This window comes from Solwaraspora sp. WMMD406, from assembly GCF_029626025.1.
GTDB lineage: Bacteria > Actinomycetota > Actinomycetes > Mycobacteriales > Micromonosporaceae > Micromonospora_E.
The window spans coordinates 115,989-137,673 of sequence record NZ_JARUBF010000001.1 but is presented as its reverse complement, the minus strand read 5'-3'; the positions used below and the strand labels follow the sequence as shown (position 1 = coordinate 137,673).

Annotated in this window: 19 protein-coding genes; 16 read left to right on the top strand and 3 right to left on the bottom strand. The window is 70.7% G+C overall.

The features are described 5' to 3' along the window. Positions 1-3: 3 nt before the first annotated feature. The 4 genes from O7632_RS00555 (at position 4) to O7632_RS00540 (ending at position 3,349) form a co-directional block, all read left to right on the top strand. Positions 4-735, top strand: coding sequence for a class I SAM-dependent methyltransferase (locus O7632_RS00555; RefSeq protein ID WP_278110439.1), 732 nt, complete (start codon positions 4-6; stop codon positions 733-735). Beyond that, on the top strand, positions 722-2,281 hold the full coding sequence (locus tag O7632_RS00550) for an MFS transporter (protein WP_278110438.1): 1,560 nt from the start codon (positions 722-724) through the stop codon (positions 2,279-2,281). Before O7632_RS00555 ends, O7632_RS00550 begins: the two co-directional genes overlap by 14 nt. Positions 2,282-2,406: 125 nt before the next feature. Next, positions 2,407-2,820 carry a transcriptional repressor gene (locus O7632_RS00545; RefSeq protein ID WP_278110436.1) on the top strand — a complete coding sequence of 138 codons (414 nt, stop codon included), beginning with the start codon at positions 2,407-2,409 and terminating at the stop codon, positions 2,818-2,820. Beyond that, positions 2,813-3,349 carry a flavin reductase family protein gene (locus tag O7632_RS00540; RefSeq protein WP_278110435.1) on the top strand — a complete coding sequence of 179 codons (537 nt, stop codon included), beginning with the start codon at positions 2,813-2,815 and terminating at the stop codon, positions 3,347-3,349. The genes O7632_RS00545 and O7632_RS00540 overlap by 8 nt, the downstream gene beginning before the upstream one ends. Positions 3,350-3,389: 40 nt before the next feature. Here the strand turns inward: O7632_RS00540 and O7632_RS00535 are convergent, their stop codons facing one another. The 3 genes from O7632_RS00535 to O7632_RS00525 form a co-directional block, all read right to left on the bottom strand. Next, positions 3,390-3,827: a DoxX family protein gene (locus O7632_RS00535; RefSeq protein ID WP_278110433.1), complete on the bottom strand. Its 438-nt coding sequence runs from the start codon at positions 3,825-3,827 to the stop codon at positions 3,390-3,392. Positions 3,828-3,902: 75 nt separating this feature from the next. Further along, positions 3,903-5,138 carry a 4-hydroxybenzoate 3-monooxygenase gene (locus O7632_RS00530; protein ID WP_278110431.1) on the bottom strand — a complete coding sequence of 412 codons (1,236 nt, stop codon included), beginning with the start codon at positions 5,136-5,138 and terminating at the stop codon, positions 3,903-3,905. After that, positions 5,135-5,938, bottom strand: a complete 804-nt coding sequence (locus O7632_RS00525; protein WP_278110430.1) for an arylamine N-acetyltransferase — start codon at positions 5,936-5,938, stop codon at positions 5,135-5,137. Before O7632_RS00525 ends, O7632_RS00530 begins: the two co-directional genes overlap by 4 nt. 85 nt (positions 5,939-6,023) lie before the next feature. Between O7632_RS00525 and O7632_RS00520 the strand changes: the two genes are divergently transcribed. The 12 genes from O7632_RS00520 to O7632_RS00465 all read left to right on the top strand — a co-directional run bounded on the left by O7632_RS00520 (position 6,024) and on the right by O7632_RS00465 (position 21,682). After that, on the top strand, positions 6,024-6,836 hold the full coding sequence (locus O7632_RS00520; protein WP_278110428.1) for a 2-amino-3,7-dideoxy-D-threo-hept-6-ulosonate synthase: 813 nt from the start codon (positions 6,024-6,026) through the stop codon (positions 6,834-6,836). A gap of 66 nt (positions 6,837-6,902) precedes the next feature. Further along, the gene (locus tag O7632_RS00515; RefSeq protein ID WP_278110426.1) at positions 6,903-8,060 is read left to right on the top strand and encodes a 3-dehydroquinate synthase II family protein; all 1,158 of its coding nucleotides are present in this window, start codon (positions 6,903-6,905) and stop codon (positions 8,058-8,060) included. Between the two features lie 183 nt (positions 8,061-8,243). Continuing rightward, the gene (locus tag O7632_RS00510) at positions 8,244-9,083 is read left to right on the top strand and encodes a glycosyltransferase family 2 protein (RefSeq protein WP_278110424.1); all 840 of its coding nucleotides are present in this window, start codon (positions 8,244-8,246) and stop codon (positions 9,081-9,083) included. 5 nt (positions 9,084-9,088) lie between these two features. Beyond that, the gene (locus tag O7632_RS00505; protein WP_278110422.1) at positions 9,089-10,405 is read left to right on the top strand and encodes an oligosaccharide flippase family protein; all 1,317 of its coding nucleotides are present in this window, start codon (positions 9,089-9,091) and stop codon (positions 10,403-10,405) included. Next, on the top strand, positions 10,402-11,328 hold the full coding sequence (locus O7632_RS00500; RefSeq protein WP_278110420.1) for a glycosyltransferase family A protein: 927 nt from the start codon (positions 10,402-10,404) through the stop codon (positions 11,326-11,328). The genes O7632_RS00505 and O7632_RS00500 overlap by 4 nt, the downstream gene beginning before the upstream one ends. Continuing rightward, positions 11,318-13,651 (top strand): glycosyltransferase, encoded by a 2,334-nt coding sequence (locus O7632_RS00495; protein ID WP_278110418.1) that lies wholly within the window; start codon positions 11,318-11,320, stop codon positions 13,649-13,651. The genes O7632_RS00500 and O7632_RS00495 overlap by 11 nt, the downstream gene beginning before the upstream one ends. After that, positions 13,648-16,056 (top strand): hypothetical protein, encoded by a 2,409-nt coding sequence (locus O7632_RS00490; RefSeq protein ID WP_278110417.1) that lies wholly within the window; start codon positions 13,648-13,650, stop codon positions 16,054-16,056. The genes O7632_RS00495 and O7632_RS00490 overlap by 4 nt, the downstream gene beginning before the upstream one ends. Next, positions 16,056-16,433, top strand: a complete 378-nt coding sequence (locus O7632_RS00485) for a hypothetical protein (RefSeq protein ID WP_278110415.1) — start codon at positions 16,056-16,058, stop codon at positions 16,431-16,433. Before O7632_RS00490 ends, O7632_RS00485 begins: the two co-directional genes overlap by 1 nt. After that, positions 16,430-17,275, top strand: a complete 846-nt coding sequence (locus O7632_RS00480; RefSeq protein WP_278110413.1) for a glycoside hydrolase family 16 protein — start codon at positions 16,430-16,432, stop codon at positions 17,273-17,275. The genes O7632_RS00485 and O7632_RS00480 overlap by 4 nt, the downstream gene beginning before the upstream one ends. Before the next feature lie 172 nt (positions 17,276-17,447). Then, positions 17,448-19,514 carry a YncE family protein gene (locus tag O7632_RS00475; protein WP_278110411.1) on the top strand — a complete coding sequence of 689 codons (2,067 nt, stop codon included), beginning with the start codon at positions 17,448-17,450 and terminating at the stop codon, positions 19,512-19,514. Positions 19,515-19,584: 70 nt separating this feature from the next. Beyond that, positions 19,585-20,685: a DUF916 domain-containing protein gene (locus O7632_RS00470; protein WP_278110409.1), complete on the top strand. Its 1,101-nt coding sequence runs from the start codon at positions 19,585-19,587 to the stop codon at positions 20,683-20,685. Next, positions 20,675-21,682 carry an iron-siderophore ABC transporter substrate-binding protein gene (locus tag O7632_RS00465; RefSeq protein ID WP_278110407.1) on the top strand — a complete coding sequence of 336 codons (1,008 nt, stop codon included), beginning with the start codon at positions 20,675-20,677 and terminating at the stop codon, positions 21,680-21,682. Before O7632_RS00470 ends, O7632_RS00465 begins: the two co-directional genes overlap by 11 nt. Positions 21,683-21,685: the final 3 nt, after the last annotated feature.

Below are 21,685 nucleotides of genomic sequence, written 5' to 3'. Positions count from 1 at the left end.
CCGGTGCGTGACTATTACTCCCCGGTGGCCGAGTTCTACGAGATGGTCGCCGCCCGGCAGGCGGCCAGCAGCGGACCGGCGTTGGCCGCCGCACTCGCCGGTGTCGACCCGACAGCCGGCCCGGTCGTCGAGATCGGTGCCGGCACCGGCCGGGTCACCGAGATCATCGCCACGGCCCTGCCGAGTGCGCGGATCACGGCGATCGAGCCGTCCACCGCGATGCGGGCGGTACTGACCAGCCGGGTCGCGGCCGACGACACCCTTCGCGAACGGGTCACCGTGGTCGACGCCGCGGCACCGGACCTGCCGCTGCCGGCGACCATCTGCGCCGCCGTGGTGTTCGGCGTCGCCGGCCACCTCGACGAACCCGCCCGGGTACGGCTGTGGCGGCGGCTGCGGAGCCGACTCGCCCCCGGCGGTGTGGTGGTGGTCGAACTGATGGGAGTACGGCGGCCCCGCGAGATCCCGCCAGCGCTGTCGATCCGTGACTCGATCGGCCGGCACGACTACGAATGGTGGGTCGCCGGTAGTCCGGCCGGCGGCGACCTGATGCGGTTCACCACCACCTGGCGGGTGTACCGCGCCGGACGGTTGGTGCGTGAGGTGAGCGACAGCTACGACTGGCACACCCTCGACGGCGACCAGCTCGCCCGGGAGTCCGGATTGGTCAGCCGGCCCGCCGCCGCCGTCACCGGCGCCGGAGCCCCGGAGGTGGTCGTCCTTGCCACGGCATGAGTCGGATGCGGCCGCTCGCCGTACCCTGGTCACCGTCAGCGTCGCGGCCGCCATCACCACGATGGACATCACCATCGTCAACGTGGCGCTCGCGGCGATCGCCGCCGATCTGTCCGCCACCCTGCCGCAACTGCAGTGGACGGTCAACGCGTACCCGTTGCTGTTCGCCGCGTTGCTGCTCGTCGGCGGGTCGGTGTCGGACCGGCTCGGCCGGCGGCGGATCTTCGTCACCGGGGTGGTGCTGTTCACCGTCGGTTCGCTGCTGTGCGGTGTCGCCCCGGACCCGGGGGTGTTGATCGCCGGCCGGGCGGTGCAGGGCATCGGCGGTGCGCTCATCTTCGCTCCCGCTTTGCCGTTGCTGGCGGCCGCCTATCCGGGGGACCGGCGTAACGCCGCGATGGGAGTGTTCAGCGCGACCGCCGCCGTTTCCGCGGCGATCGCGCCACTGGTGGGCGGCGTGTTGGTGTCGAGTCTCGGCTGGCGGTCCATTTTCCTGGTGAACCTGCTGCCCGGCGCGTTCGTGCTGTTCGGCGCGCTGCGCTGGCTGCCGGCTTCCGGCCGGCAGCCGGGCCGTCGGCTCGATCTCGCCGGGGCCGTCATCGGGGTGCTGCTGCTCGGCGCGGTCAACCTCGCCGTCATCTCCGGGGCCGACGAGGGCTGGACACGACCGGTCACGCTGGTCGCCGCCGGTGTCACGGTGCTCACCCTGGTCCTGTTCGTCGTGGTCGAGCGGCGGGTCGATGATCCGATGCTGCAGCTGCCGCTGTTCCGGATCAGGGCCTTCACCGGGGTGAGCGTGCTGAGCTTCCTGACCCGTGCGGTCGGGTTCGGCACGATGCCGTACCTGGTGCTGTGGTTGCAGGGCATGCTCGGTTACTCGCCACTGCAGGCCGGGCTGCAACTGTCCGCGTTGTCGGCGGCGATCGTGGCCGGCAGCCTCGTGGTGGCGCGGCTGCAGCACCGGTACGGCACCCGCGCGGTCGTCGTCACCGGTTTCGTCGGCATCTGCGTGGGCTACCTGCTCGTCGCCCGGGTCGGTGCCGACTCGACCTGGCTGGTCGCGTTGCCGGGTCTGGTGCTGATCGGTGCCGGCATGGGACTGCTGTTCGCGCCGCTGATGGGCATCTCGGTGTCGGTGGTGCCGCCGCAGCAGGCCGGGATGGCCAGCGGTACGGCGAACGCGTTCTTCCCACTCGGCACGGCGGTCGGCGCCGCCGTCTTCGGTGCGGTGCTCGCCGGTCGGGTCGGCGCCGGGCTGTCCGACGAGGCGGTACGGGCGGCGGGGGTGGCGGGGCCGACGGCCTCGGAGGTACGGGATCTGACGGCTGCCGGCCGGTTCACCGACCTGCCGCCCGAGGTGGAGACGTTGGCTCGGTTCGCGTTCGTCGATGGCCTGACCACGGTCGCCTGGGCGGCCGCCGGGGCGGCGGCCGTCGGAGCCGCGGTGGCGTTGGCGACGGTTCCCGCCGGTCGAGATAGGCGTGACAGCTCCGCCGGGCGGGCACCGGCGAGGGTCGAAGGGCGGCGACCGGACGGCGGCGACTGATCGCGAGAGCCGGGCGATGTGGGGGTCGGTCACCGGTGGCACGGGTGACCGGCCCCCACATCGACACTCACCCTCCTCACTGCCATTATGATAATGGGAATCGTTATGGACAAGGGGGTGGCGGCATGAAGCAGCCGCCTGCGGAGGCCGGCCGATCCACCCGCCAGCGCAACGAGATCCTCAAACTGCTCGACGCGACCGCCGAGTTCCGCAGCGCCCAGCAGCTCTACGCCGAGCTGCGCGCACAGGGTTCGACCGTCGGCCTGACGACCGTCTACCGGACCCTGCAGGTGTTCGCGAACGCCGGCCAGGTGGACGTGATGCACGGCGCTGGCGGAGAACAGCTGTACCGCCGGTGTAGCCAGACCGAGCACCATCACCTGGTCTGCCGGCTGTGCGCCCGTACCGTCGAGGTGGCCGGACCCCCCACCCAGGAGTGGATCGGTCAGGTCGCCGACGAACACGGATTCACCGACGTCAATTACATGCTCGAGCTGTTCGGAGTCTGCACCGACTGCGCCCGGCACGGCGATGGCTGAACGGTCGGGATCCACGGTGTCGGCGGGCCGGTTCCGCGAGTTGATGCGCGCCTATCCGACCGGCGTGGTCGGGGTCACCGCGGCCACCGACCGGGGTCCACGCGCGCTGCTGGTCGGCTCGTTCTTCTCCGTCTCGCTGCGGCCGGCGCTGGTCGGGTTCTGCGTGGGGGAGCGGTCCACGACGTGGCCGGACATCCGCCGGACGGCCCGATTCGGGATCGGCATCCTCGCAGCTGACCAGGAAGACGTCGGCAGAGTGCTCGCCGCGCCCGGCCCCGACCGCTTGGCGGGCCTGTCATGGCGGCCTTCCGGTACGGGCGTTCCGGTGCTCTCCGGCGTCCTCGCGCAGCTCGAATGCCAGCGTGTGGCCGAGCACCCGGCCGGCGACCACACGATCATCGTCGCGGATGTCCTGTCGGCTGACTGTCTACGGGACCACCCGCCGCTCGTCTTCTTCAGTCGCACGTTTCACACTGTCTCCGACCCTGCGGCACTGACCGGTGAGGCTTCCACCCGCCGAACACTGTGACACCGAGCCGGGCTCGCCTCCAGCTGGACAAGACGTGTGGTCATTGGGCCTGCGCGGGCCCCGCCGCAGCTGCGGCGGTCCGGCGCAGGCCCAGCCGTGCGTCGATCGACCACGGGCCGGCTCCGAGGGCGGCTATGGCCAGGAAGGTCCAGGCGTAAAGGGCTGCGGACACGCCGCCATTGTTGATGGGCAGCAAATTGTTCGGTTGGTGAGCGATGAAGTACGCGTACGCCATCGATCCGGAGCACAGGATCGCGGCTGGGCGGGTGGCCAGTCCGAGCAGGACCAGCACGCCGCAGACCAACTGAATGAGTCCAGCCCACCAGTTGGGCCAGCTGCCGAGCGCGACGGCCTCGCCGCTGCCCCGGTGCCCGCCGAAGAGGCCGAGCACGGTGGCCGCGCCATGACAGGCGAAGAGGAATCCGACCACGGCCCGGAAGAGTGACCACACCGGACCGGAGAACTTACCAGAAGACATCGGTCCCCCATCTCGTGATTGAGTTAGGGAAGCCTAACCTAACAAGCAGACAGGTGGTCGTGACCTTCCCAACGACTAGGCATTTCCCTGCCATCGCCACGGCGTGGGGAAGGGAGTGCCGACGTACAGGCGTCCAAGGGCGCGCCGCGCATCAGGGTTCGTTACTAGCTCGTCCAGCTGCGCACATCGGATCCGCCAGGCGTGCGGATCGTCGTCGCGGGTGTGCAGCAGGTCGGTCATGGCGGTCGAGAACATCTGGGCCTGCCACACCCGGCGCAGCGCCCGGTCGCTGTAGCCGTCCAGTTCACCGGAGCCGGCCCCGGCGAAGAACGCTCCGAGCGCGTAGGAGAGCACAGTGGCATCCGACACGGCGAGGTTGAGCCCTTTGGCGCCGGTCGGAGGCATGATGTGGGCCGCGTCTCCGACAAGGAAAAGCCTGCCCACCTGCATGGGCTCGGTCACCAGACTGCGTACGGCGATCAGTGTCCGGTCGATGATTTCGCCGGTCGCCAGCGGCGGATGATCGTCGCTGGCGCTGCGCCGCCGTAGCTCGGCCCAGATGCGCTCGTCGGGCCAGTCCCGCAGCGCCGTGCCAGCGGGCACCTGCAGATACTGCCGGGTCAGCTGGGCACCTCTCGAACTGTGCAGGCTCATCCCCCGACTGCTCACGCAGTACACGCCCTCGGTCGGATCCGGCGCGGTGCGGGCGAGGACGCCGAGCCAACCAAACGGATAGCTACGGGAGTGGGTTCGTACGGCGGCATTCACGGCGAGGGCGTGGGCACGGCCGATGCCGTGGAAGCCGTCGCAGGCGGCGATGGTGGCCGCCCGGATCCGCACCGGCCCGGCGGGGCCGATGGCCTGGACGGTTGCCGCCCGGCTGCTGGTTCCTTTGGTCAGCGGCATGTCGTGTCCGTCGATCGCCACCGCGGCGGTGTCGAACAGAATCGGCTGTCCCGCCTCATCAGCGGCGTCGACGAGATCGGTGACGAGGTGGTGCTGCGGGTAGAGCATGGCGGCACCGCCACCGAAGGACCGGAAGTCGAAGTGGTGAGTACGGCGTCGATGGCGCAGGTGGAATCCGGCATGCTCGTGGCCTTCCCGGCTCATCCGGGCGTCGACGCCGAGCTCGCGCATGGTGTCACGGGTCGGCTGTTCCACGATCCCGGCGCGCTGCGCGGTGCACAGCTGGTGCCGGCTCTGCCGCTCCAAGACGACCGACTCGATGCCCTGTACCGCCAGCATCCGGGCGAGGGCCAGACCGGCGGGTCCGGCGCCGATCACGGCGACCTGCGTGTCGATGCTCTTCATCGCGTTGCCTGCGGCCGGATCGGATCGTCGTCGAGCGGTGCATAGCGGATGAGTTCGCCGGGCAGTGGTTCCGGTAGTCGGAAGACGTCGAAGGCAACCCGCGCGGCCTCCGCCGGCGACAGCGGGGTGCGGGGCCCGCCGGTGGTGTGCAGGCTGAACGCCACCGGCCGGCCTCGGCCGGAAAGGGTCGTCACCGTCGTGCCCACGGTCTTCGACACGACAAGCGCCGAGACGAGTCGGGATTCCGGGTTGGTGCTGTGCCACCACGCCATTGCTTCGAACTCGGACAACGCGCGCGGGCGGGGATCGACGTCGTAGGCGGCGCCGCTGGCGGTGGCCAGCCGGGTCGGGCCCTCCGGTAGGGGCACGACCAGGCCCTCGCCGCCGAACCCGACATCGGCGATCCACGGCGTCGCGTCGACGATGGCGACGCAGGCCGCGTGCCCGAACGGCAGGCTTTTCGACCCGGGTGGCGGTACGGTCGTCCCGGCGACCAGCCAGGTGCGGACCCCGAGACTGGCCAGCAGCGCCGCGAAGCAGCCGTTGAGTTCGTAACAGATGCCGCCTCCGGCGCGGGTGATCAGCGCGTCGTACATCCGGGCGGGATCGACCGACGCGACCTCGCCGCGGTGGATTCGACTGTTGTCGAACGGCACGGCGGCCAGGTGCCCGGCGACGAGCCGGCGTAGCGACTCCTCGTCCAGCGGCCGTACGTCGTCGATGGTCATGCCGAGCCGGGCGAGGTACTCATCGCGTTGGGCGGTCGCCAGTGGGTGGACCGTGTCCACATCGTTGCGCAAAGTCAGACTATGAAACGCCACCCGAGTAGGTTAGCCTGCCCTAACCAACATCTGACAATAGGTTCGGAGCTTTCGAGGAGACGTTGTGACCGCTTCTGGTGGAGCCGTCCTCCTGCGGCCTTACGGCAAAGCACTACGTCTGGCGAGGCTGACCGCGCGGCACAAGGGGCGGCATCTGTTCGTGCCGCTGGACCATTCGTTGACCACCGGGTCGATCGCCGGCGGGCGGCCGTACGCGGGCTTGGTGCAGGACCTGATCGTGGCCGGCGCCGACGCCATCATTGTCCACAAGGGGCGGATCAGGTCGATCGAGCCAGGGGCGTTCGTCGGAGCAGGCCTCGTCGTACACCTGTCCGCCGGGACGATGCACTACGCCGACCCGAACTCGAAGGTTCTCGTCGGCTCGGTCGAGGAAGCGGCCCGCTGGGGTGCTGACGGGGTCAGCGTGCACGTCAACGTCGGATCGGCCACTGAGCCCGCCCAACTCCGCGATCTGGGCCTGGTGGCCGGCGAGTGTGACCGGCTCGGCATGCCGTTGATGGCGATGATGTACGCCCGGGGCGAAAGCCTCGCCGCCACCGCCTCCCAGCCACGGACGCTGGCCCACCTCGCCTGCATCGCCGCCGACCTCGGTGCCGATGTGGTCAAGCTGCCATACCCGGGCAGTCGGGCGGCGATGCGCGAGGTCGTCGAGATGTCGCCGCTGCCGGTGTACGTCGCGGGCGGGGATCCGCTCGGCGGTCTGGAGCGGACCGTCGAACTGGCGCGCGACATCCTCGGCGCCGGCGCGGCCGGGCTGAGCTTCGGCCGCTGCATCTTCGACGCCCACGATCCGATGGCGGTCACGTCGGCGGTGGCGGCGGTCGCGGCCGGTGTCAGTCAGGACGCGCTGGCGTGATCCTGCCTGCGGCCAGTCTGCTGGGCCAGCCCGCCTGATTTCGAGACAACGAGGAGTTCTCCCAAGATGGATACCACGATCGTCACTGACCTGGTCGTCGCGGCCCCGGCTGCCGATGCGGTCGGCAACCGGGGCGGTCGGCACTTCGCCTGGATCGATCTGCGTACGGTGCCGGCCGACATCGTCGACGCGGTCGTCGACGCCGCGATCCACCAGCGGGTCGACGGCATCGTCTCCGACTCGGTCGGGCAACTCGCTGGTCTGCCGCCGACGGTGCGGCGGATACTCGTCACGAACGAGGCCGCGCCGGAGGCACCCGTCGACGCGGTCGACCTCGTGGTACGGGAACTCGCCGAGCCCGGACCGGCCGGGGTGGACGGCGACGGCGTGCACGTCGTGGTTTCCGACGCACCGAGCCTCACCCGCGCCTGCGAACTCGCCGGGCGGGTGCCGTGGACCGTGTTGACCTTCACCGATCCGACGAAGATCCCGCTGGAGATCGTGATCGCCGCGGCCGGGCAGTCGGCCGGACGCATCGTCACCACGGTGGACGACATCAGCGACGCGGAGGTGGTCCGGCTGGTGCTGGAACACGGCTCCGACGGATTGCTGTTGCGCCCGCGTGGCGTCGACGATGTCGCGAAGGTGCAACAGGTCGTGACGCCGTCCGTTCCGGCGGTGGACCTGGTCACCCTCGTCGTCGACCGGATCGAGCACATCGGCCTGGGCGACCGCGCCTGCATCGACACGTGTTCGCTGCTGGAGACCGACGAGGGCTGCCTGATCGGCTCGTTCGCGACTGGGTTCTTCCTGTCCTGCTCGGAGACGCATCCGTTGCCCTACATGCCGACCCGGCCGTTCCGCTGGAACGCCGGCGCGGTGCACTCGTACGTTCTGACGCCCGGGAACCGCACGAAGTACGTGTCGGAGCTGGTGGCGGGTGGTCCGATCCTGGCTGTCCGGTCGGACGGTCAGGCGCGGGAGGTACGGATCGGCCGGGTCAAGATCGAGCGGCGGCCGTTGCTGTCCATCACGGCGGTCACGCCCGACGGCGACACGGTGAATGTGGTGACGCAGGACGACTGGCACGTCCGGCTGCTGGGGCCCGGCGGGGCGGTGCACAACGTGACCGAGTTGCGTGCCGGGGACCGTCTGCTCGGGTACCTGCCCTCGGCGTCCCGGCACGTGGGTCTGCCCATCGAGGAATTTTGCGTCGAACGCTGACGTCCGGGTGTGCCTGCCTGTCTCGAACATCAGGCAGGCAGCGGGGCTGGTCCGGGACCGGTCACGTGACCTGGATAACCGGAGTATCGGGCTATTGCCTGCTCCCGGATGGTATTAAGGTAAGCCTTGCCTTTGTCTGACGTTTGGCCCGCTGTGTGGGTCAGGAAACGAACGGAGCATGTCGTGAGCTCCCGCCACCCCCGTTCCACCCGACCGCGAGTCACGATCGTCATCCCCGCGTTGAACGAAGCGCGCAACCTGGAACGCGTACTACCGACGTTGCCCCCGGTCCACGAGGTGATCGTCGTCGACGGCAACTCCGTTGACGACACGGTCGAAACGGTCCGGCGACTGCTGCCGTCGGCACGCCTGGTCAGTCAGACCCGGCAGGGCAAGGGCAACGCGCTCGTCTGCGGATTCGCGGAGGCGACCGGCGACGTGATCGTCATGTTCGACGCGGACGGCAGCGCGAACGCCGCCGAGATCCCGCGATTCGTCGACGCGCTCGCCTCCGGGGCGGACTTCGCCAAGGGCAGCCGGACCTGTGCCGGCGGCGGCAGTGCCGACCTCACCCGGCTCCGCGGCGCGGGAAACGGCGTCCTGACCTTGCTGACCAACCTACTGTTCCGCGTCAGGTTCACCGACCTGTGTTACGGCTACAACGCGTTCTGGGTCGACGTACTGCCGATGATGAGGCTGCCGTCGCGGCTGCCGGCCGGGCCGACCGCCTGCTGGGGTGACGGATTCGAGATCGAGACGGTCATCAACTGCCGGGTCGCGGCGGCCGGGTTGACCGTACGGGAGGTGCCGAGCTTCGAGGAGAACCGGGTCCACGGAGTGAGCAACCTGCACGCCTTCCGCGACGGGGTACGCGTACTACGCACCATCTTCACCGAATGGCGCGGGCGCCGAACCCAGGCGGCGATCTCCTCGTACCACCGGGCCGTCATGTGGTCCCCGGTCGTACCCCGGCCGGCCGGCGGGGTCCGCGCCGACAACGAGCTGTCCGACGTGACGGGCTGACTGTGTTGACGGACCGGCCCGTCGACAGCGCCACGCTGACGGTCGCGCCGACCACGGCACCGCTGGCGCGGCTGCGGCGGTCGAGTATGGAGTCGCGAGCCGTCACGCTGATGACCTCGTCGATCGTCACCGGCGTGCTCGGCGTGGCGTACTGGGTGGTGGCAGGCCGGCTCTATCCGACCGCCGAGGTCGGACGGGCGTCGGCGACGATCTCCACCGCGACCATGCTCAGCTCACTGGCATGCCTGTCCCTGGGCGGGAGCTACCAGCGGTTCCTCCCGGTCGCCGGAGACCGGACCCGCCGGCTCGTCATCGGCGGACTACTGCTGGCCGGCGTCGTCGCGGCGATCCTCGGTGTCGGGTTTGTCTTCTTCGGAGTCGGCCGCGACGAGTTGTTCCAGCACATGACGGAACGCCTGCTATTCCCGGCGCTGGTGGTGGTGCTGGCCGGCTACGCCCTGCTCGACCCGATCCTGACCGGTCTGCGCCGGGTCCGCGTGGTAGCCCTGAAGAACGTCTCCCTGTCGCTGCTCAAGATACTTCCGTTGCCGCTGCTGGCGTACGCGGCATCGGATCTCGCGATGACCGGGACCTGGCTGCTGCTCGCCTGCTGCGTCACCGTCGTGATCGCCGGCTGGCTGTTCCGCCACGGGCTCAGCGCCAGTGACGACGTCGCCCCGACCTTGCCACCGGCCCGCCAGATCTGGGCCTTCCAGGGCGCGTCGTTTGCCATGTCGCTCGTGGTCACCCTCACGCCGCTGTGCCTGCCGCTGGTCGTGCTGTCCCAGTTGGGGCCGGAGTCCTCGGCCTACTACAACCTGGCCGCCGCGCTCGGCACGGCGGCCGGGATGCTGCGGGCCAACGTGATCGCCTCGTACGTGGTGGACGCGTCCGCGCCGGGTGCCCCCCAGGCGGCCCTCACCCGGCGGATGATCCGGCTGATGGCGGCGGTCGCCGGGATGTGCGCTGCCGGGCTGGCCGTGGGCGGTCCGATCCTGCTGTGGCTGGTCGGCGGCGACTACCTGGCGGCCGCGACCCCGCTGGTGCTCCTGCTCGCCGGGGAGACGCTCGTTGCCGTGGTGACGGCGGCGTACGCCGCCGTCGTCCAGGTACGGCGACGGCTACGACTACTGGTCGCGGTCCAGGCCGGCATGGTGGTGGTCACCATCGGTGGGGCGATGCTTCTGGTGCCCACCTACGGGCTGGTCGGGGTAGGACTGGCGATGGTCGCGGCGCAGGCGACGGCGGCTGCGGTGGTCGCCGTTCCCCTGGTACGGGAAGCCCGGTCGCTCATTGCGACGGGCGTCGGTGGGCAGCCATGAGAAGCCCACGGGTGACGGTGCTGATGCCGGTCCACAACGGCGCGGCCCACCTGGCATCGGCGATCCGCAGCGTGCTGGAGCAGACCTTCACCGACCTGGAACTGCTCGTGGTCGACGACGGGTCGACCGACCCGACCGCCGAGATCCTGATGTCGGTGCCGGATCCGCGGTTGCGGGTGCTGCGCATGTCGCGTTCCGGAATCGTCGCCGCGCTCAACACCGGCTTGGACGCGGCGAGCGGACAGCTGCTGGCCCGGATGGACGCCGACGACCTGGCCGACCCCGAGCGCCTCGCCCGGCAGGTCGCGTTCCTCGATCGGAATCCGGGTGTGGTCGCCTGCGGCACCGACTACGAGCTGTTCGGGGCCGCGACCGGCCGGGTCCGGATGCCCAGGACCCCGGCCCAGTGCCGGGCCCGGCTGCTCTTCGGCACCTGCATCGCGCATCCTTCCGCGTTGCTGCGCCTCGCCGTACTACGCGATACCCGTACCAGGTACCAGGCCGAATACACGTACGCGGAGGACTACAAATTGTTCAGTGAGCTGAGCCGGCTCGGCGACCTCGCCAACCTGCCGTTCACCGGCCTGCGGTACCGGGTCGACGCCGAACAGGTCAGCGCGACGGCGTCGACCGCGCAGCGGACCGCCGCCATCCGGATCTCGCGAGAGAACCTGGCCGCTGCCGGAGTGACCGGCATACCGGAGCGGGTCGCGGCCGTCATGATCTGGCCGCCGGGACGCGGGCCGACGGCGGCGTTGCGCTACGCGTACCGGTACGCGCCGACGCTGATCGCGGTCGGCGCACGGGCCGGCGGGCTGGCCGGTGCGGCTACGGCGACCCGGCTGGTACGGGAACGGCTCAACACCGTGCTGCGCCAGCCGGCCGGCACCCGGAGCGAACACGAGACGAGCCATGTCGAGTAGCGTGGCCGGAGTCCGCACGGCGGACCACAGAGCGCCACGGCGGACCCACCCGACGACGGTTCCGGCAGCGGCCGGACCGGCAGCCGTGGTGGTGTGCGTGCACACCCCGGAACGGCTCGCCGTCATTCGCCGGTGCCTCGACGCGGCCACCCGGCAACTGGACCCAGATCATGATCAACTAGTGGTGGTCGTGGACCACCACGACGAACTGCTCCGGCTGCTGCGCTCCGCCGTACCGACCGCGACCGTCGTCGCCAACGTCGGCGAGCGGGGACTCTCGGGAGCCCGCAACACCGGAATCGCGGCCACGACCGCACCGGTCGTGATTTTCCTGGACGACGACGCCGTACCAGGCCCTGGATGGCTCGCCGCCTGGCGCCGGATCTTCACCGACCCGACCGTGATGATGGCGGGCGGCGCGGTACGCCCCGACTGGGCCGACGGCCGCGCCCCCCGCTGGTTCCCCGACGAGTACGGCTGGGTGGTGGGCTGCGACTACCGGGGAATCGGCGCGGCCGGCACCCCGGTACGCAATCCGATCGGCGCGAACATGGCGATCCGCCGCGATGCCCTGAACCAGGTGGGGGACTTCTCCGTCCGACTCGGCCGGGTGGCCGCCGTACCCAGCGGGTGCGAGGAGACGGAGCTGGGAATCCGGGTGGGCCGGGCCTACGGCCCGGCCGCCGTCGTGCGGTTCGACGAGCCGACGGTGGACCACCGCGTCCCGGCGACCCGGGCCACGGTCGGCTACTTCCTGTCCCGATGCCACCACGAGGGCCGGTCCAAGGCGGTGCTGTCGGCCGCGGTCGGCCGGACTTCGTCGCTGTCGGCGGAGCGGCGCTACGCACTGCGAACACTGCCGGCCGCGGTGGCTCGGCACTTCGTGGCGGTGGTGCGGGGCGACCTGGCCGGACCGGCCCGCGCCACGATGACGGTGCTCGGTCTGTTCGCCACGGCCGGCGGATACCTGGTGGGCCTGCGCGCCAACCGGAAACGGGCCGCGACGGCCGCGCACCCCGAGGACCGTCCGATGGCGGTGGTGGAGGTGGAACTGGCTGGCACCGCCGGGCGCGACCTCGCCGTACCGGCGGCGGCCGCGAGCGTCCTGATCCGCTTCCGTGGTCTTCCGGTCGGTCGGGTCGTTCTACCGCCGCGGGTCACGGCCAACGGTCCGGCGGTGCTGGAACGCGCGGTCGAGCGCGGGCTCGGGCCGGCGCTACGGGTGCATCTGGACCGGGCGGGCGTGCCGGTACCGTCCGCGGCGACCCCGGACGAGCTGCTGCGGTTGGCGCGTGCCAGCGCACCGGCGGCCTCCGATGAGCACGCCGTGGCGAGCGGCCAGCCGCTGGTATCTGTCGTGCTGTGCACGTTGGGCACCGAGGCGCGGCTGCCGGCGGCGGTCGCCGCGATCCTCGCCCAGACGTACCGCGACCTGGAACTCATCGTCGTCGACAACGATCCGGTCAGCGACCGGGTCCGGCACCGCCTGGCAGATGTGGACGATCCCCGGGTGCGGATCGTCGCGCAGCCCCGGCGTGGGCTGTCCAGGGCCCGCAACGCCGGTCTCGCGGCGGCGAGTGGTGACATCGTGGCCTTCACCGACGACGACGCGCTGCCGGACGTGCACTGGCTGGCCGAGGCGATCCGCGGGTTCGCCGTGGACCCCGCCGTTGGTTGCGTGACCGGTCTGGTGACCCCGGCCCGCCTGGACACCCGCTGGGAGCGGCTGTTTGAAGAGTACGGCGCGTTCGACAAGGGTTATCTGGCCAAGGTGTGGTCGGTACGGCCCGTCCCGCCACGGCTGGCCCATGCGGCCCAGATCGGGGACCGGGGCCCGTTGTTCCCGTACGTGGCCGGCAACTACGGATCCGGTAACAACATGGCGTTCCGGGCCGAGGTACTGCGAGAACTGGCCGGCTTCGATCCGGCTCTGGGCGCGGGCAGCCCGACGCGCGGCGGCGAGGACCTCGACATGTTCCGGGCCGTGCTCACCGCCGGGCACGCCATCCTGTACGTGCCGAGCGCACTGGTGCGCCACTTCCACCGGGACAGCCGCCCGGCACTGCGCCGCCAGCTGTTCGGCTACGGCAGCGGATTCACCGCGGTGGCCTTCAAGCAGCTCGTCTCGGGCTGGTCGGCGGCGCTGCGGATCATGCGCTCCTCGCCCAAGGCGCTGCGGGTGGTCGTCGATCCCCAGTCACCCAAGTACGCCGGCCGATCGCCCGATTTCCCGCTGGCGTTGAGCTGCGCGGAGTTCGCCGGCTACCTGGCCGGTCCGTGGCTGCTGCTGTGGGGACGCGTCCGCGCGCGGTGGCGGCGATGACCGGCGCCGAGATCGACGTGACGGGGAGCGGCCACGGCCAACGGACGGCGCCCGGGGTCGACGGGACAGTGGCCGGGGTCGACGGGACAGTGGCCGGGGTCGACGGGACAGTGGCCGGGGACGGCCGACGGACCACGGCCGCGCCGCGACGGTCCGACCCACGGGCGTACGACTTGGTCGCGGTCGCGGTGGCCGGCGTTCTCGCGGTCGTGGTGCCGACCGTGACCCTGCTGGACCTGCCGGTGCCTGGCCGCCTGCTCGCCACCGTTGCCTTCCTCGTCACCGTGCCCGGGGTGCCGCTCGGCTACGCGCTGCGGCTGCCGCACCGGCTGGTCACCGTGGTCCTCGCCATCTGCCTGTCGATCTCGGCACCCCTGCTCGCGGTCGCGGTGACGGCGGTGCTCGGAGTGTGGGACCCGTTCACCGTGGTGACGGCCATCGCCGCGATCGGACTACTGGCCACCCCGGCTGCGGTCGCGGCCATCCAACGGAGCGAGCCCGCCGACCAGGCCGCCGCCCCGGTGGCCGACGAGCCGGACCCGCCGGAGCAGGCGGCCGGCCGCGCCGGACAGGCTGGGCGTTGGGCCGGTTTCGCTGCGGTCGGCGTCGCACTGATCCTGTGGTGGTGGGCGACCCGGCAGCTCGACGCGGCGAACGCCGGCGCGCTGGGGCTGATCGCGGTCGCCCCGACCAGCTACTGGTTGGCGCTCGGCGTACTCGCCGGCGTACTCGGCTGGGCGTTGCTGCGACCTGTTGTCGACCATGTCCTGCTCGCCGTGACCTGCGTCGCCACGGCGGTCTGCGGCTACCTGTTGGTCGGTGTCGCGGACGGGGCGGCCGGCTACAGCACCGTCTGGGTCCACGTCGGCTTCATCGACTTCGTCAGCCGTACCGGCGAACTGGCCACTGGTGCCGACGCCCGGTTCAGCTGGCCGGGCTTCCTCGCCGGCTCGGCGCACCTGGTCGCGGTCGCCGGCCTGCCTGATGCCAGCGCGTTCACCCTGGTCGCGCCGGTCGCCTTCACCGTGCTGGCGTTGCCGGCCCTGTGGCTGATCGGGCGACTGGTGACCGGCAGTGCCCGACTGGCCTGGCTCGGGGTGGTGCTCTACCTTGCCTTCAACTGGTACCAGCAGGACTATTTTTCGGCCCAGGCCACCGGGTTCGTCCTTTACACCGGAGTGCTCGCGGTGCTGCTGTGGGCGTTCGACGCGGCCGACGTGCCGGCGTTGCCCGGCCGGCGGTGGCTGTCCTGGCTGCGGGCGGTGCACCGGATCCCGGGCCGACCGGGGCCAGCCGGGGACCGGCTCAGCGGAACCCGGATGGTCTGGCTGGAGATCGCGCTCACGCTGGTCGTCGCGGCGCTGGTGGTCACCCATCAGCTGACCCCGATCACCCTGGTCGTCGCGTTGCTGTGGTTCGTCCTGGCCGGCGGCACCCGGATGCGGACCCTGTGGCTGAGCGCGGCGGCGATGTTCGTCGGTTGGTTCTCGTACGGGGCCACCGGCTTCTGGACCGGGCACCTGGCGGACCTGCTCGGCGACCTCGGTCGGCTCGGCTCGACGGTGTCCAGCGGGGTCGGTGAGCGCATCGTGGGGGACCCGCTTTATCAACAGATGCAGTTCACCCGGATCGCCTGGACCGGACTGCTCGGGCTCGGCGGCGTGGTGGGCTGGTGGCTGATCCGCCGTCGCCGGATCGCCACGCTGGCGGCCGGTCTCGCCGCGACCCCGGCAGGGCTGCTGTTGGTGCAGTCGTACGGGGGAGAGGTGATCATCCGCTGCGCCCTGTACGCCAGTCCGTTCCTCGCGCCGCTGGCCGCCGTCGGCTTGGCCCGGGTCGGGCAGGCCGTTCTACGACCACTGCCGTACCGCCGGGCACCGATGGTCGCGGGCGCGCTGCGGTTCGGTGCCGTGCTGGCGACGCTGATGGTGACCTTCGCGATGCTGACCCTGACCCGTGGGCTGAACGTGTCGTTCGAGCGGGTGTCCGCCGAGCAGGTGGCACAGGCGCGGGCGCTGATCGCGTCAGCTCCCGACGGCGCGCGCATCGGTACGGTGGAGGCGGTCGGGCCACTGCCGCTGGGCGGTTTCGCCCGGCTCGACCCCGAGCCGGTGCCCCTGCCCGGCTGCCGTGGCCAGCTCCGTGACTGCCTTCTGAACCAGGTCGGCCCGGACGGCGCGAGCGGTCCGGACTTCGTATACGTCACCGGCGGGCAGGAAGCGGCGGGACGACTGCGCTCCGGCCTCGCCGCCGGGTGGACCGGACAGATCATCGACGTGTTGCTCTCGACGGGCGGGTACCAGGTGGTGGTCAGGTCGGCGGAGGTGACCGTGCTGGAACGGGTCGCCGAGGCCGCCGCCGCCGACAGCGAGCCGGAGGAATCCACGGTGGGGAGCGCGGGCTGATGGAGGAGATCGAGCAGCTTCTGCCGTCACCGGTGTTCGCGGTCCTGGTCGCGGTCGTCGTCGTACTGTGCGTGCTGGTGTCGGCACTGCGCGAGAGGTGGCTCGGGGAGACGGCGACGGTGGATCCGGTCGTCGTCGGTGCCGACCGGGCCGCGCCCGGTGCGGCGACGCGGGCGGTGCCGGCGGCGTTGCTCCGGCTGGCCCGGGCGGTCACGGCGGTGTTGCTGGCGTTGGCGTTCACCATCCTGTTGGTGCTGACGCTGGTGCGGTTCGCGGTACTCGCCGATTCACCGCCCGTGGCCCCGGGCGCGCCGGCGGCACCGGCACCGGCCGGACCCGGGGAGACCGCTGCGGTTGACGACGGTGCGCTCCGATGACGGCCGGTGTCCGGCGAGGCCCACGACGTCGACGTACCGGGGCGACGGTCACGGCGGCGCTCACCACCGTGGCGCTACTGACCGTCGCCGGCTGGTCGGTGGTCGATCGGCTCGACCCTGGTGCGGGGGACGGGTCGACCGTGTCGGGTGTGCCGCCACCGCGGGGCGACCTGCCCGGCTGGGAGCTGGTTCTCACCGACGACTTCGGACGCCAAGAGCTGGGAGCGAATTTCACGGCGTACTCCGGAAGTCCTGGCGGGGACCCCTATTCGACCTGGCATCCCGACCATGTCAGCGTGCGCGACGGGACGCTGGTGCTGGAGGGCTATCGCCGCGACGGTGCCTGGACCACCGGTGGGGTCTCGAACTGGCCGGTGAGTCAGATGTACGGGCGGTGGGAGGTGCGGTTCCGGGCCGACCCCAGCGACGAGATCACGTACCACTTCCTGCTGTGGCCGAAGAGCGACCAGTGGCCGCCGGAGATCGACTTCGCCGAGGACTTCGGCGGCTCGCGGACGGGTGTGTCGGCATTTCTGCATTTCCGGTCCGAGTCGGGACGGCAGAAGGTGCAACGGGATCTGAGCGGTGTCGACTTCACCACCTGGCACACGGTCGGCGTCGAATGGTTGCCGGGGCAGGTGCGCTATCTGCTCGACGGCGAGGTGTGGGCCAGTGTCGAGTCGGCCGGGGTGCCGGACGAGCCGATGTGGCTGGCGTTACAGGCCCAATCGGGCGGCTGCGAGCGTAGCCGTGAGTACGGGCTCGCTGCCTGTCCGAAGGCGGGAACGCCCGATCATGCAGAGATCGTCGTGGACTGGATCGCGGTTTACGCGCGCCGCTGACCCGCGCGCCGCCCTGCGTGACCCCGTCCACCCGCCCAGGTCGCAGCGGCTTCGCGGCGGCCGGTGAACGAGTGACGGGCGTGTCTTGCTCCATCATCAGACAATGGTTAGCCTGACCTAAGTTGCCTCCAGTGCTCGGTGGTGACGCCGACAGGAAGTAGAGGACTCGTCCGTGAACACGTACAGATCGCCGTGGGCGCGCCGCCGCGGCACGCTCGCGACAGGGGCCGCCGCCGCGTTGGTGGCCAGCCTGATCGCGGTGACGGCCGGCGCCGGTCCCGCCGCCGCTACCGAATACACCAGCCCCACCGACCCGACCGTCACCTACACCGTGCCCGACGAGGTCGTGGTCGGCGGGTCCATCGCGATTTCCGGAAGCGGCTGGACGTCCCTGGACGGGACCGCCGGCTCGGTCATCGCCGTCAAACTCGACGATGGAGCCGTCTCTACGACGCGGGACGTGGTCCATCCAGTGACCGGTGCCGTACAGCTCAACAAGACGATCTACGCGATGGTCCAAGCCGATGCGAGTGGATCGTGGTCCATCGAGTTGGAGTTTCCGACTCTGGACAACTCGGACACCTCTTGGGTCGTTGGTGAGCGTCACAACGTCCGACTGCTCACCGGGGCCATGCTCGTCGGTGACGAGACCCGCTCACTGGGAGCCGAGTTCTCCGTGGTCGCCGACGGCGGACCCGGGGATCCCGGTGACCCGGGTGACCCGGGTGACCCGGGTGACCCGGGCGATCCCGGTGACCCGGGCGATCCGGGCACGTGGGAGTTCGACGTGGATCGGTTCGACCTCGGCGAGGGCCAGTACCAGATTGCCTACTCCGCCCGCAACGACGTGTTGTGGGTGACTCAGGCCGGAGCGCCGCCGGTGACCACCTCACGGTTGCACAAGGTCGATCCGGAGACGTTGGAGATCATCACCTCCTATCGGGTCCCTTGGGACGAGCCGAGCGGCACGGCGCAGGGCGTCTTCGGCATCGACATCGACGACACCCGTAACACCGTCTGGACGAGCTCCACCCGACTCAACCGGGTCGCGGTCTACGACCAGGCGACCGGCGAGCACCTGCAATCGTTCGACGACGTCGAGCACGGCCGGTCGGTCGAGGTCGACGAGGCCGGCGGGACCGTCTACGTCACCGCCGTCACCGGCGAATACGTCGCCACCTTCGACGCGGTGACCTTCGAGCGCGGCCCGAACATCGCCGTCGAGGGTCAGCCGATGGGGCTGGACCTCGATCCGGTCGGCGGCAAGATCTACACCTCGATGCTCGACACCCCGAAGCTCGCCGTGATCGACACCGGCAGCGGCGCGGTGGCGCACTACGACCTGCCGGGTGCCGCTCGCTCGTCCGATGTCGCGATCTACCCGCAGCGCAACCGGGTCTACGCCGCCAACCAGGACTCGGCGGACGTGACCGTGCTGGACGCCACCAGCTACGACCACGTCACCTCGGTCCCGACGGGCAGCGGCGCGCTCGCCCTGGCCGTCGATCCCGGTACCGGACTGCTGTACGTCGCGAACTTCTTCGCCCACACGATCAGCGTCATCGACACGGCGACGAACACGGTCGTGCACACGGTCACCGACACCGCGGTACACCCCAACCACATCACGGTCGTCGACGGATCGGCGTACGTGGTGGACCGGGCGACCTTCGGCGGCCGGTCGGTCGACTCGATCATCCGAATCACCCCGACCTCCGTCCCGGACCCCGGTGAGCCAGGCGGCTCCGAAGGTGGCATCACCATCGACGCGACCGTGCCCGAGGAGATCAACGGCCCGCTCACCCTGACCATCGATCCCGGCGCCGCAGTCACCCTGCAGCGGCAGGAAGCCCTCGGCCGGCTGCGGTTCACCGGAGATCTTCCGACCGTGACGGTCACCGACGCCCGGTCTGCGGCGGCGGCCGCCGGCGGCGGCTGGGCGCTGTCCGCGCAGAGCGGCCCGTTCGCCTCCGACAGCGGCCAGTTCGGTGCCGAACATCTCGGCTGGACGCCGCAGGTGCTGACCCCACGCGGTGGCGTGGTGGCCGGGCCGACGGTAGCCGGTCACCTTGACGGCGGGCCGGGTCTCGGTGCGGCCGCGACCATGGCGACCGCCGACGACGCCGGCCGGGTCGGGGTCACCGAGGTCGGTGCCGACCTCGAACTCGGACTGCCGTTGGGCACCGTCCCGGGCGGCTACCGCGCCACGCTGACCGTTTCGCTGTTCCCCACGGACTGACGTGACCAGCTATTCACGCAACTGCCACCGCGGGCGGGGCGCGCGACGTTTCCGTCGCGCTCTGCCCGCAGTGGCAGCCGCACTGCTGGCCACAGCGTTGTCGATGGCCGCGGCCGCGCCGGCGGCGGCACAGCCGAGCGGCACCGTCACGTGGGCGGTCCAGCCCTCCGACGCGGACGGTCCGGACGACCGGGTCTCCTTCCGGTACGAACTGCAGCCAGGTGACTCGGTCACCGACCACGTGACGGTCACGAACCTCAGTGACCACGACGTCGCCTTCCAGCTGTACGCCAGCGACGGCATCACCACTTCGGCCGGACTGTTCGACCTGCTGCCGGCCGGTGAGCAACCGCGCGACGCGGGTTCGTGGATCGAACTCGGTCAGACGAGGGTCGAACTCGCCCCCGATCAGCGTACGACCGTGCCGTTCACCCTCCGAGTGCCGGCGGACGCGACTCCGGGTGACCACCCGGCCGGGATCGTCGCCGCGGTCGGTGGCACCGGCACCGACGAGCTGAGCGTGGAACGCCGGGTAGGTGCCCGCGTACACCTACGCGTGGCTGGTGACTTGACACCCGCGCTCGTGCCCAGTGACCCGGACACCGACTTCGTCGGTGGCTGGAGCAGCGACGGCCAGGGGACGATGCACGTCTCGTACGACGTCGTCAACACCGGCAACGTCCGGCTTCAGGGCTCGACCACCGTCGAGCTCCGCGCACCATTCGGTATCTGGTCGCGCACCTTCGACGTCGGCGAGGTACCTGAACTACTGCCGGGGGCGACGTTCCGGGTCGAGCTGACCGTCGAGGAGGTGCCGGCGCTGGTGATGCTGACTACCTCCGCCCGGGTCGTCCCTCGCACGGTCGGCGTCGACGAGGTGCCGGTGGCACTACCCGAGGGTGAGGCCCGAGAGCGCACCTGGGCGATGCCGTGGTTCTGGACCTTGACCTCGCTCGTCCTCGTAGCCGCCGTCACCGCCGGTGTACTGACCCGGGGCCGGCGCCGTCGCCAGATGGCGGCCGCGCTCGCCCGGGCCCGTGCCGACGGCCGGCGGGAAGCCGGGACCCCGTCGACCGGGAGTGCGCCGGCCGAGGGCCAGGCCCACCAAACCGGCGCAGGCAGCGAACCCGACCCGGTCACGCCGCGACAGGAGACCAGTCATGGCCCATGACCGGCCGCTCACCCGATGGCTGGCGGCGCTCGGCCTGCTCGCCGTCGCGGCGACGGGTGCCTGCGGCAACGGCGGTGGCGACCGGGACACCTCGTCCGTGGCGACCCGGGTGGTCGTCGACATCGAAGGAACCGAGGTCGAGGTACCGCAACGACCGCGCCGAGTGGTCACCTTGAGTGAACCCACATTGGACGGTGTGCTCGCGTTGGGGGTGACGCCGATCGGCACCACGACCGGACGCGGTCAGTCCGGCGTACCGAACTATCTGGCTGATCAGGCGGCGGACATTCCGCTGCTGGGTAGCGTCGCGCAGCCCAATTTCGAAGCCATCGGGCGCGCCGCGCCGGACCTCATTTTGGTCGACGGAACCTCGATCAACAACAACCCGCCGGCGATCGCGCTGCTACGCAAGATCGCGCCGACGGTGTACGCGGGGCACGCGGGCGGGGACTGGCGGGTGACGTTCGGGTACGTGGCCGAGGCACTCAACCTGACGGAACGGGGGCGCGAGGTGGTCGAGGCGTACGAGGCGCGGGTGGCCGAAGTCCACGAGCAGCTGGGCGAACGCCTCGACGAGACGTACTCGATCGTGCGTTGGCAGGGGTCGTCGGCATCGTTGATCCTCAAGGAACTGCCGGCCGGACTCGCGTTGACCGACCTGGGCCTGCGGCGTCCACCGGCTCAAGACCGTACCGGTCGAGGCCACAGCGAACCAGTCTCGCTGGAGAACCTGGTGCAGATTGACGCCGACTGGATGTTCTTCGGCACGCTCGGCGGATCCTCGGTGGGCAATCCTGACGCCGGGGGTGGGACGGGCGTCGATGCCGCCCGTAAGGCCCTTGACGACGCCCGGGCGGTGCCCGGTTTCAGTGAGCTCACGGCGTACCAGGCCGACCGGGTCGTGCTGGTGGACGGTTCGGTGTGGACGTCGACCGGTGGACCGCTGTTGATGAATCGGATCGTCGACGACGTAGAAAAGGCGTTGATTGGACAATGACAT